This is a genomic window from Mesorhizobium sp. M0751, assembly GCF_040320265.1.
GTDB lineage: Bacteria > Pseudomonadota > Alphaproteobacteria > Rhizobiales > Rhizobiaceae > Mesorhizobium.
This window is the reverse complement of the sequence record NZ_JAMYPH010000046.1, coordinates 1-12,218: the sequence shown is the minus strand read 5'-3', so window position 1 is coordinate 12,218 and position 12,218 is coordinate 1. Positions and strand designations below refer to the sequence as shown.

Genomic DNA, 12,218 nt, shown 5'->3' with positions numbered 1-12,218 from the left:
CGAGGATTCATTTCGGCGGGAGCACTCGTTATCTAGATGTTCGTAGCCAGTCGGTGTCATCGTCCGAGCCCCGCAAATGTCCGTTCCACAATCCATTGCCGCGTCCCCAGTTCCGCTTCCCACAGATCGAAGAGGCTCGCGACACTGGCCACGGACTTTTCCTGACGGAGCGCGGCGCGGCTTCCGGCATCCTCGCCGCGAACCTCGTCCTCGACCTTCCACAATTCGGTCATGGCGATGATCGAATCCGTCGCGGCCTGCGAGATCCCGCTGATGTGCAGGTCGTAGAATTTGCGCCGCAGGTGCGCGCGGCCGATATCGCAGACCAGCAGAAGCTGTGATCTTCCAGAGTCTTCGAATAAAGACAAACCCCGCTGCCGTCCCACCACACGATGCGAACCCGGTCCGCACGCTTCGAGCGGAACACGTGAAGCGCCCCCGAGAACGGGTCCAGGCCGCCATCCCTGACCAGCGCCATCAAAGATGCCGCGCCCTTGCGGAAGTCGACAGGCTGGCACGACACGTAAACCACCACACCGGAAGCGATCATGCCTTGCGAACCGCGCGGATGATCCTCGCCAGGCGATCGGGATCAACATCGCCGCCGGCGCGCACCACGGCATCGCCAATGACGATTTCCACCATGTCGCTGCCCATCGCTTCAAAGCGCGTGAACTTCGCCGGCTTGCTCGCTCCCTCCGTCAGTGGCGCAACCATGCCCGACGAAAGCGCCTTGCGGCGCCATGCATAGAGCTGCGAGGGGTCCAGCCCCTCGGAACGCGCAACTGCCGACACATTACCCCCTGGCGAGAGTTACCGAACAAGGGAGATGATCCTGCGGAGGTGATGGAGGGAAGGGGTGTAATCGGAGGGAACGTCATCGAAACTCCAGCGTGCCGGACGCAGCGGCTCGATGTGAGGCGCGGCAGGTCAGCACCAAGCTGTAGACGATGGCGCTGGCCTTGGCTCCGTCGACGGTATAGCTGAACAACCAACTCTTCCGGCCAGTTGCAAAAATCCTGATGTCCCACTCCAGAAGACTATTGTCGATCGGCATGCTGCCGTCCTCGGTGTAGCGCGTCAGGTAGTCCCACTGGTTCAGGGTGTAGGAGACGGCGTCGGCGAGCTTGCTGTCCGGCAAGACCTTCGGGGCGATTTCATCGAGCCATGCCTTGAGAGCATTGAGGATGGGGACACTATGTTGCTGGCGGAAGCGGCGAATGCAGTGATCTCGCGTTTCGCCCTTGTCCGGTTTTTCGTTCCGCGCCTGCCTTTCAACCCGATAGAGCTGTTCGAAGAACCGGAGCGCCTGTTCCGGCGGGCCGCCGCCTTTCTTCCTCGCCTTTAGGGCATCGACGAAGCGCCACCTCGAATGGGCCATGCATCCAATATGCGTTGCCCCCTCCAGCGTGCGCCAGGCGGAATAGCCGTCGCTCATAACGATGCCGTGGTAATCGCCCAAGAAGGTCTGCGGGTGTATCTGGCCGCGGCCCGGCTGATAATCGAGCAGCACGATCGGCTCGTCACTGTCCTCGCCGCTCCGGTATGCCCACATATATGAGGTGGTGGCGGCCTCTCTGTCCTTTTCCTTCAGCACCTGGACCGTGGCCTCGTCACCATGGATGAGGGGCTGCGATCTGAGCCGCAGCTTCAGCGCGTCATAGATGCGGGAGAGATGTTTTTCACTCGAGCCGATCACCCAGTGGCCCAGAGCGCCTAGGCTGACAGGAACCCCGCGCGTCAGGCGCACGGCGCTCAGATCGGGAAAGGCCGAGACCCGTTCGCGCAGGTAGTCGACAAAGGGCGCGATCTTGTTTGGCCGCGCCGCCTGCCGCGGCCACCTTCGACGGGCGATCGCGGTCACGGACAGGTCCTGACGGTTAGATCCAATATCATCAGAAGTTTCAAGTTGGACCACCAGCGCCGCAACGATCGCAACCGCGCCGGCCTGTGGGGCGACCATCAGTCTGGTAGATGATATGTGCCGCCGTGCGGTTGCCGAATCAAAAAACGGCGGATGCCATCGTGCTCATGCTCACCAATCACGACAACAGTTTGCCCAGCCAAGGGATGGAATGGGTAGGTGACGATGAACAACGTCGATCCCCTCGCCTAGCTCTCCCCGTTAACCCGCATCGCTCAACGCTGGTCCGCAGCCGAAATCGACATGCTCATGCCCTGGAACTTCAAGCCAGACGCCATCAGCTAACCGCTTTACGCTGTAGACGACGGCGGTGGCCCTAGAATGCGGCCGCATGACGGCCCAACGACCAAGCCTCCAATTGTGGTGGCAGGCTGTTCATAATGATCTGTTGGGGATTCTGTGATGCTAGATGCCCTACCAATTGCCCGCAGGGGAGTGCGTTGACGTAATATTGCACGTCGCCAAATTGCACGGCCGGCCCATCCCAGCCCGTATGGAGACCTCGCGGGTCCTGGTGGAGACCGAAGCCTGCACATTTCAGCACGGCCTCTTTCCTGGTCCATAGCTCAAGGAACTTTCGCTCACATAGCTGGCGCGGAGTTGCTTCAAAGGTCTTTGCCTCTTGATCGCTCATAATATGAGAAGCCAACTGACGGCAAATTGCCAAGGGAAGGCAATGCTCAACATCTATCCCAACCAAGCCGGAGGCCGACAGGGCGACAGCGGACCAATCGTGGCTATGAGACTGACTCACCTCAATCTCGTGCGCTGGCAGTCGAGGCTTGCCGAAACGTGAAAGGGTCAACTGGAGATCACTTGGCGAAACATGCAAGTGCGCAGCAAGAATGGTTCGAAAAGCGAATTTTGCCTGAAGATATGAAAGACGCAGGTTTGAGTACCGAAATTTTTCGGCCCGTTCCAACTCAGCTGGGCTCAGCACCTCACGTAAGTGCGATGTTGGGATCGACAGCTGGGAATGCCGGAAAATCCAAACGTCGATTGTGCCCGTCTGCCTATTCGAATGCATATGTGAATCGCTCCATCCCACGCCCTTGCCTGATCAGCGCGACGGTTGAATCGCTGATGCTTTGCCCGTTTACACCTGCAGCTGCCTTAGAGGAGGGGGGAGTATTTCTACACTGCGGACGGGTGGCGATGTGTAAAGACTTTTGAACACATTTCAACAATCGTGAAATAACTTCATGATACGTTAATCTAATTTTGCGTCCTAATTTGACAATCCACATGCCGCGTTCATGCGTGATGCAAAATTCGTATGAGAATGTATTTAGTTCGCCCTGAAAAACTGTTGGACCCCTTGCGTTGCAGGGATTCCCATCGGGTGTGAAGTATTGGAGAATGCCGGAAACCACCTTTGATCCCGTCGTTTTCCGGTGTTTTTGCAATGCTGCCAGCCCGTCCGTCGTCCGGTAAGAATGATTTGTTCCGCGAGCGCCTCGATACCATCATCAATCCGCGCCATCCGCTGATCCGGTTGTCGGCATTGATGGAGTGGTCGCGCTTTGACAAGGCGTTTGGCGGGTTTTATCGCCCGGTCGGCAGGCCGGCCAAGCCGACGCGGCTGATGATCGGTCTGCATTACCTCAAGCACGTCCACGACCTGTCCGACGAAGAAGTGGTGGAGCGTTGGGTGGAAAACCCTTATTGGCAGTTTTTCTGCGGCTTCGAGTTTTTCCAGCACGAGCCGCCGATCGATGCCAGCACGATGACGCGCTGGCGCAAGCGGATCGGGCCCGAGGGGCTGGAGGAAATGCTGAAAGGCAAGCGTCGACGTCGCGCTCGAGACGGGGACTGCGAAGCCCGGTTCGCTGGAGCGGATCACCGTCGACACGACGGTGCAGCCGAAGGCGATCGCCCACCCCACCGACAGCCGGCTCTACCTCAAGGCAATCCAGATCCTGGTGCGTCAGGCCAAGCGGTACGGCATCATGCTCAGGCAGAGCCACATGCGGCTGGCCAAGTCAGCGGCGGTGCGGGCGGGTCGCTATGCGCATGCCCGGCAGTTCCGCCGGATGCGTCGCGAACTCAAGCGCCTTCGCACCTATCTCGGCCGGGTGTTCCGCGACATCGGCCGCAAGATCGCCGGCAATGCCGAACTCGAGGCCAGATTTGCCCGGTTGCTCGGGCTCGTCGAGCGGCTCTTGGCGCAGAAGCCGAAGGACAGGAACAAGATCTACTCCCTGCACGCTCCCGAGGTGGTCTGCATCTCGAAGGGCAAAGCCCGCAACCCGTACGAATTCGGCTGCAAGGTCGGGATCGCGGCAACCAATCGCGAGGGCCTCGTGCTGGCGGCCAAGGCGTTCGAGGGCAATCCGTATGATGGCCACACGCTCGCAGCAACGGTTGATCAGGCGGTGGAGATCGGCGGCGTCGACCCGGACCGCATCTACGTCGACAAGGGCTATCGCGGCCACGACTATACCGGCTCGGGATCGGTGATGATCGCCGGCCGCAAGCGTGGCCTGACGGCCACCATGTGTCGGGAACTGAAACGACGATCGGCCATCGAGGCCACCATCGGTCACATGAAGACCGACGGCCGACTGGACCGCAACTTCCTCCTCGGCCATGCTGGCGATGCGATCAATGCGCTGCTCGTCGCCGCAGGCCAAAATCTGCGCCTGATCCTCACGGTTCTCGCTCTTTGGCTTGCCTGGTGCCTGCAAGCACTCCAGCCGAAAACGGCGAAATCGGATGCTTCCACCCGTCTTCACGCGTTCGGAATATCAACGCCTTAGCCGTTATTCAGGGCCGACTATTTAATAGTACTAAAATGTCACCTAGATGCAATATAATTTAGCAGAACATTCAACCCAATTCCTAAAAACATATGTAAGCATTCTTCTGCACTGCAAGTGGCTGGAGAAAGCAATGGACTACGTCACACGCCCGCTCTCCCATGGCCAAATGGGTCTTTGGCTGCATCATCAAAGAAGACCAACCGGTAGCGAATACAATATGCCGGTAGAGCTGCGCATAAGCGCACCGTTCGATATTGCTGCCTTGCGGCGCGCGCTCCAGTCATTGATCGACTGCCATGAGATGCTGCGCACGACCTTTCACCAGGAAGGCGAGCACGTCGTTCAGCACATTCATGAGAAAGGCTCCCTTAGCTTTCATGTCGTCCGACTAGAAGGTGTAGACGAGGCAAATTTCCATCAATCTATCGCGGCAGAAGCTCGGTCGCCTTTCGATCTGGAGCATGGGCCGGTGTTTCGCGCTCATCTATTCATCCGCAGTGCCACGGAAGAGAATCTCCTCCTCAATTTCCATCACATCATTTCCGACGCCTGCAGCATTCGTACCTTCCTGCACGAGCTCGGAATGCTTTATCAAGTATGCAGCGGTAAGGCGCAGATGCCGGACCCGGTGGCGGCGGCTTGTTACAGCGACTTCGTGGCTTGGCAGGAGCGCCTCCTTGCTGGCGATCACGGAGAACACAGCTGGGCCTACTGGCGTGGCCAGTTTGACGATCATGAGCCCGACCTACGGCTTCCGACCGATAGACCACGAGCTGCGCTTGCCACGCACAACGGGTCATTTTTCTCCCTGGATCTCGAGATGCCGCTGATCGCGCGCTTGGAGCAACTGGCTCAAAAAGAGAAAGTGACGCTCGCCACGGTCCTGCTTGCGGCCTACTACGCCCTGCTGCATCGTTACGGCGACCAGGACGACATCACCCTCTACGTGCCGCGCCTCGGTCGTCCGGCAGAAGAATTTTCGGGCACTTTCGGCTACTTTGTCGCTTTGGGGGTCCTGCGGCTGGATCTTTCCGGGGATCCCATTTTCCTGGACCATTTGCAGCGGGTCCGTCATCTTATGCGCTGCGCGCGCAGACACGAGCATTTTCCTCTTCCCCTGCTGCTTGAGAAGCTTAAGCTCCCCTTTGCACCTGATCGCAATCCCCTCGCGCAAGCCGTTTTCAACTTCATTCCGGAGGCGGTGAGTTCTCTTGCCTTGAGGCCATGCGATGTCGACCTCTCCGGTTTACCTGCGCAAATCCGACTTTGCGAGACCGATATCTGGATCGATCTTGATTTCCGAATCCTGGCCGGAAAAGAAAGCGTCCGCCTCGACGTCGTTTACAATGCAGATTTGTGGGATTGCAGCACCATCGAGCGGCTGGCGAAGCACTATTGTTTGTTGCTTGATGCGATTGCAGCTGCGCCAGAGCGGCGGATTGGCGCCTACAATCTTCTGACGTCAGAGGAAGAGCATCAGCTTCTGCACGATTGGAACGAGACAGCTGCACCTTTTCCGTCCGACACTTGCCTGCACAACCTGATCGAAGCGCAGGCTGCCGCTTATCCAAACAATATCGCAGTCAGCTGCCGATCGGAGGCGCTCATCTATTCCCAACTTGAGCAGAGGGCAAACAGGCTTGCCCGTCATCTGATTTCAAAAGGTGTCCGCCTTGGAGACGTGGTCGGCGTTCTTGTTGAGCGTTCTTGCGATCTCATTGTCGGCTTCTTAGCAACTTTGAAGGCAGGGGCCGTCTATCTTCCTCTCGATCCACAACTTCCAGCCCAACGCCTACGCTTCATGGTGCAGGACGCTGGCGCGGCCGCCATCATCAGCAAAACGGGGCTTAGAGAACAGACGTTCGGGAAGGTTCTATCAGCGCTAAACATTGAAGGCGCGAATGGATGCGCGGTGATTTTCCTCGACAAGGACCGCGCCGAAATTGCCCTACATGAAGTCACACCTCCGTACTGCCCCGCCGGCCCCTCGGATTTGGCTTACGTGATCTATACGTCCGGTTCCACGGGGCAGCCGAAAGGCGTGATGATTGAACATCGCAGCGCCTGCAATATGGCGGAGGACCTTAAGCGCACTTATCAGCTGGGGCCGGACAGCCGAGTATTGCAGTTTGCTTCCTGCGGATTTGATGCCTCCCTGTTTGATTTTATGCTGGCTTTATCTTCTGGTGGTCGATTGTGCCTGGCGCCCCCATCAGCGTCGCTGCCTGGAGCAGAGCTTGTCGAGTTCATGCGCCGTGAGCGCATTACCGCTGCCGGTCTTACGCCGACAGCGTGGACCTCTTTGCCCTCGACTGATCTTCCTGATCTCACGGTGATCAAGTCAGGAGGAGAGCCCTTGCCGTCGAGCCTCATTGAGCGATGGGGCGAGAAGCGCCGCATCTTCAATTCCTATGGACCCACCGAAACGACCATTTATTGCATTAGGACCGAGGTGAAAGGCGATTGGCAAAGGCCACCCATTGGGCGCCCCGCCATCAATACCAAGGCTTACATCCTCGATCGCTATGGCAATCCGGCACCGGTTGGCGCAATCGGTGAGCTGTACATCGGTGGCGTCGGCGTAGGCCGCGGCTACATCAATCGCGATGAACTCACGCGCCAGCTTTTCCGGTCAAACCCGTTTGATGATGAATCGCAATCCAGGCTCTACAGGACTGGGGATGTGGCCCGGTATCGGTCAGATGGCGCGATTGTGTTCCTAGGCCGGAAAGACGGCCAAATCAAGATACGTGGCATGCGGGTTGAGCTTGCCGAAATCGAGCACCGGCTGATGGAGCACGAAAACGTCAAAGCGTGCTGCGTCATGCTGACAGATGGTCCAGATGGAAGCCCGAGCCTAACAGCCTATGTCGTGAGCCGACGGGAGAGTTCGGACGATATCGATGAACTTCGGGCTTTTATGCGCGCTACGATGCCTGGCTACATGATTCCCGCACAATTCGTGTTTCTCCCGGATCTACCGACCAACCATAGCGGCAAGATCGATCGGCGTGCCCTTGCCGAGCCGAGAAACGCCTCGAAACCAAAGACCGCAATTTTACCGACCGGCAGGCTGCAGACGGAATTGGCTGAGATATGGAAAGATGTGCTGAAACTCGACTGCGTTGGTGTTGATGACAATTTCTTCGATGTTGGTGGACATTCCCTAGCTATCGTCCAGGTTCAGGCGCGCATCCACGATCGTTTGGGCATTGATTGCAAGATTCTGGATCTGTTCGAGCACACCACCATAAGAAGGCTTGCGACGCACTTGGCTGCAATTCCAGGCGTTCCTCAACCCGCGCAGGATCTAATAAAACCTAGTGGCTTGGTCACACTCGAAACGGAGCCCAAGCAGGACCGCAATGCTGTTGCGATCATAGGGATGGCGGGCAAGTTCCCGGGGGCGGAGAATGTCGATCAGTTCTGGAGCAATTTGGTCGATGGCGTGGAGTCGATCGTAGATTTGGATGAACAGGCATTGCGGAAAGCTGGCGTCGATCCCGCGACTTTGGGCAAGCCCAATTATGTGAGGCGCGAGGCCGTTATCAGCGGAGTTGATCAGTTTGACGCAGCCTTTTTTGGCATCTCGCCTAAGGAAGCAGCGTGGATGGACCCGCAACAGCGGATTCTGCTGGAAACGGCGTATCAGGCGCTCGACCATGCGGGATACGGATCGCGCGAGCCGGCTGAATGCCGTGTTGGTGTCTTTGCCGGCGTGGGGGCCAATCACTATCTTGCTGAACGTGAGGCAGGTCGCGACCTGCTGGATTCAGAGAAGTTGCAGATCAACATTCTCAATGGCCGCGATTTCACCGCGACGCGGATCGCCTATAAGCTGAATTTGACTGGCCCCTGCGTATCAGTTCAGACGGCCTGCTCCACGTCGCTCGTTGCTGTCCACCTCGCTTGCCAGAGCCTCCGCAGCAATGAGTGCGACATGGCGCTGGCAGGCGGTGCATCGATTTCCCTGCCACACGGAAAAGGCTATCTGCATCAACAAGGCCACATCCTGTCCCCTGACGGCCACTGCCGTGCATTCGATGCTAAGGCACAAGGAACGGTGAGAGGCAGTGGGGCTGCGGTCGTAGTTCTCAAGCGGCTGAGCGATGCCGTTCGAGACGGCGACTATATTTGGGCAGTTATAAAGGGGACTGCCATCAACAATGATGGCGCCGCCAAGGTAGGCTTCACTGCCCCCAGCGCCGAAGGACAGGCAGCAGTCATTCAAGCTGCTCTCACCGATGGGGACGTCTCGGCGGACACAATTGGTTATGTGGAGGCGCATGGGACGGGAACCTATCTTGGAGACCCTATCGAAATCTCCGGCCTGACCAAGGCCTTCCGTTCTCACACTACAAGCAAACAGTTCTGCGCAATCGGTTCGGTGAAGACAAATATCGGCCATCTCGACGCCGCAGCGGGTGTAACGGGATTGATCAAGCTCGCCACAATGCTGAATAGAGGCGTCATTCCCGCTAACCTGCATTTCGATGAGCCCAACCCCAATATCGACTTTCAGGAGAGCCCGATGTTCGTCAACAAGACCTGCTCCGCTTGGCCTAAGGGTGGTGAGCCACGGCGCGGCGGAGTAAGCTCATTTGGCATCGGTGGCACAAATGCGCACGCAATTCTCGAGGAGGCTCCGCCGCGGAGCACTGAGCAAAGCGGTCGCAAGCTGCACATCTTTCCGATATCGGGGGCGAGCGGGTCTGCACTAACCGAGATGCTCGGGCAACTGGCCGGCTTTATGCGCCGAAGCGACGTTCAGCACAGCGGAGCAAATATGGCGTACACTCTGCAAACGGGTCGAGCTGCTCTCAGATATCGCACAAGTTTCGTCGGATCCGATTTGGTGGAACTTGCCGACCAACTCGATCAGGCGGCACTGAATGCGGACGCATCGGGGGAGGCGTCAAGCAGTGAACACCGCATCGTGTTCATGTTCTCCGGCCAGGGCGGGCAGCAGGCCGGAATGGGGTGGGAGCTTTATGAAGAAGAGCCGGTATTCCGCAGCGCCATCGATGAATGCGCACAATGGCTTAGCGAACTCGCACATATTGATTTCCGCCCCCTCCTCTACTGCGAAGGCAAATCTGATGGCAAGCTTGGGCCTCAGCTGGAAGCCGTCATACAGCCTGTTATCTTTGCTATGCAATATGCAATGGCGAAGCTCTTCAACTCGTGGGGCATTTTCCCTGCAGCTGTCATCGGCCACAGCATCGGAGAATATGCAGCGGCTCATCTTGCGGGCATCATTTCGTTACCCGATGCCATTCGGCTGACTTTTATGAGGGGACAGGTAACGTCGCGTGTGCCTGCCGGCGGCATTGTTGCAGTCAGCCTGTCGCTCGAAGAGCTCCAGCCCTATTTGAACGAAAGCCTTTCATTGGCGGCACTAAACGGGCCTCGTCAGTGTGTCGTTTCGGGAGCCGAATCCGAGATCGCAGCGTTTTGTGAGCAATTGCAGGCGAGATCCATTGCGAGCAAACGAATACATGCCACTCATGCAGTGCATTCATCCCTAATCGATCCCGTCCTGCCGGAGTTTAGGATTCATGTTGCGCAAGCCGAGTTGCACGCGCCCCAAATACCTTTCATGTCAACGGTCCTTGGTGACTGGCTTGAGGCGGACGTGCCGCTTGATGGTACCTACTGGGTCCGCAATCTCAGAGAGACGGTGCAGTTCCATCTGGCTTTCGATCGGTTGGTGCAATCGGGCCACGAGTTGTTCATTGAGATGGGGCCTGGCGCAGCCCTGACCAGACAGTCCAAGAAATTAAAGTCAAAGAGCAACCTGCGAAGCCCCGTCGCCTTTGCAGCCGCGCCAGGAGGCGATCGTGGGCAAGGCGATCGCCTGAGGCTGTTACAGACGCTGGGCCAGCTTTGGACCCGCGGCGTTCGCATTGATTGGTCTGGCCTGCACGGCCACCAGCCGCCACAGCGTACCCCCCTCCCGCCTTATCCTTTCGATCGCAAACGTTACTGGCTCGATGTGGTCGCCACCAAGGAGCGGGAACAAAAAAATGCAGATTTGAATCAACCTGATACTGCCGCCACATCCGTGGATGCCCCGGCTGGAAACGAAGAACCGCGCAGTCCGATTGTGGTTCAGATGTCTGGTGAGGCAGCTTTGGACCGCCAAATTGTAGCGATCTATCAGGACATTTTAGGCTTGGATGACGTTGCCTTGACCGACAGCTTCTTCGATCTTGGTGGCGATTCGTTGAGCGCCTTGAGCGTAATCAATCGCATCGAGCAGCTTACGGGAGAAAAATTGGCCGTCTCTCGGCTACTGGAACACCAGACACCAAGAGGGCTCGCTATGGCCCTCTCAAAGATATATGCAAGCACGCGCCCGAGCGCATTGGTGCCGATTCAAATCGGCGGTTTGCGGACGCCTCTGTTTTGCCCTCACCCTTTTGGCGGACATGTGCTCTTTTATGGGCCTCTTGCTAAAGCACTCGGTGCGGAGCAGCCTCTCTTCGGTCTGCAGGCGCGCGGTTTGAATGGTGAGGTAAAACCTCACCTGAGCATTCCGGAGATGGCGCGAGACTATGTTGAGGCCATCAAGAGCGTACAACCACACGGCCCTTATCAGCTCGCCGGCTTGTCTATGGGCGGTAGCATTGCTTGGGAAATGGCCTGCCAGTTGCGCGATGCTGGTGACGAGATAGCAATCCTTGCGCTGCTCGATGCCAAAGCTATCCACAAGGATGAAGAGCACACAAGGGGCCGTTACCATCGCCTGCTCGGCAACAGCCGTATTCCTGACTGGCTGAGCGAGCGAGTGGTCATATTGAGCCTCCTATTTCCCGGGCTGAAAAGACATTGGCGAAAGCTGAAATCCATCAAACGTGAGCGTCAGGTCAGTGCCTTGCTCGAATTCGGAACGCAAGCAGGCAACGTCCCTGAGATGAGCGAAACACAGCTCGATCATATCCTGACAGTTGCCGAGGCCAATAGAATTGCGCTACGTGATTACACGCCTCGGCCCAACGACAGCAAGTCCGTTCTTTTTACGGCCAAGAAGGGTCTAGGAATGTGGACCAGTGACGACCTTGGATGGAAGCAATTCGCGCGGGGCCACCTGGAAATTCACGAGGTGCCAGGTGATCATTACACGATGATCACTCGGCCCCATGTACCCGTTCTAGCAAAGAAGCTTAACGAATATCTCAATCGAAACGAGTGAACTAAGCGATGGCACCGGCAGCACTTACAAAAAAGAATCTGGCAATCTGTGCCCGGCTCGGGTCCAAGCTGCCACAGGTGGAGATGTGACGATGTCAGCTCAAGCTGCCTAATAAGAGTGTGCGCGCAATTCCTTTGCGCAATTTGGAAGTAGTCAACCTGGCTGCAGCGCTCGCTCCTCGCTCCTGTCCCTCGTTTTCAGGTAGAATGAGCGAACTACTGAACTACTTCAGGCGGTCGAAGCGAAGTTCCTCGCGCTCGCTGGCACCGTCATCGGCCGAACCAACGCCGTGCGTCTGAAAGAAGCCCTCCTCGAATTGGAGACTCTATCCGTCCGT

6 protein-coding genes and 3 pseudogenes are annotated in these 12,218 nt (G+C 57.4%); 3 read left to right on the top strand and 6 right to left on the bottom strand.

Annotated elements, in window-relative coordinates; all coding sequences use genetic code 11:
* Positions 1-104 precede the first annotated feature (104 nt).
* The 6 genes and pseudogenes from NKI19_RS32020 to NKI19_RS31995 form a co-directional block, all read right to left on the bottom strand.
* Positions 105-308 (bottom strand): annotated as a pseudogene (locus NKI19_RS32020) (IS66 family transposase); the annotation flags it as partial.
* Positions 230-478 (bottom strand): IS66 family insertion sequence element accessory protein TnpB, encoded by a 249-nt coding sequence (gene tnpB / locus NKI19_RS32015; RefSeq protein ID WP_352567626.1) that lies wholly within the window; start codon positions 476-478, stop codon positions 230-232. The gene tnpB and the pseudogene NKI19_RS32020, both read right to left, overlap by 79 nt.
* 68 nt (positions 479-546) lie before the next feature.
* Complete coding sequence (locus NKI19_RS32010; RefSeq protein WP_352567624.1) at positions 547-795, bottom strand: transposase; 249 nt, start codon at positions 793-795, stop codon at positions 547-549.
* An 18-nt stretch (positions 796-813) separates the two neighbouring features.
* A pseudogene (gene tnpC / locus NKI19_RS32005) lies at positions 814-1,735 on the bottom strand (IS66 family transposase); the annotation flags it as partial.
* 227 nt (positions 1,736-1,962) lie between these two features.
* Entirely contained in the window at positions 1,963-2,097 is a 135-nt protein-coding gene (locus NKI19_RS32000) for a DUF5372 family protein (protein ID WP_352567623.1), read from the bottom strand.
* A 143-nt stretch (positions 2,098-2,240) separates the two neighbouring features.
* Positions 2,241-2,678, bottom strand: a complete 438-nt coding sequence (locus NKI19_RS31995) for a 4'-phosphopantetheinyl transferase family protein (RefSeq protein ID WP_352567625.1) — start codon at positions 2,676-2,678, stop codon at positions 2,241-2,243.
* Between the two features lie 62 nt (positions 2,679-2,740).
* Here NKI19_RS31995 and NKI19_RS31990 point away from each other — a divergent pair, with 62 nt between their 5' ends.
* From NKI19_RS31990 to NKI19_RS31980, 3 genes and pseudogenes are all read left to right on the top strand, one after another.
* Positions 2,741-3,097 (top strand): hypothetical protein, encoded by a 357-nt coding sequence (locus NKI19_RS31990; RefSeq protein ID WP_352567627.1) that lies wholly within the window; start codon positions 2,741-2,743, stop codon positions 3,095-3,097.
* 232 nt (positions 3,098-3,329) lie between these two features.
* Positions 3,330-4,683, top strand: a pseudogene (locus NKI19_RS31985) (IS5 family transposase).
* A gap of 133 nt (positions 4,684-4,816) precedes the next feature.
* Entirely contained in the window at positions 4,817-11,881 is a 7,065-nt protein-coding gene (locus NKI19_RS31980; RefSeq protein WP_352567622.1) for a non-ribosomal peptide synthetase/type I polyketide synthase, read from the top strand.
* The last annotated feature ends 337 nt before the right edge of the window (positions 11,882-12,218 follow it).

Bases quoted from the DNA above. Each gene is read 5' to 3' on its own strand.
- tnpB (WP_352567626.1), bottom strand. From the start codon at position 478: ATGGCGCTGGTCAGGGATGGCGGCCTGGACCCGTTCTCGGGGGCGCTT.
- NKI19_RS31980 (WP_352567622.1), top strand. From the start codon at position 4,817: ATGGACTACGTCACACGCCCGCTCTCCCATGGCCAAATGGGTCTTTGG.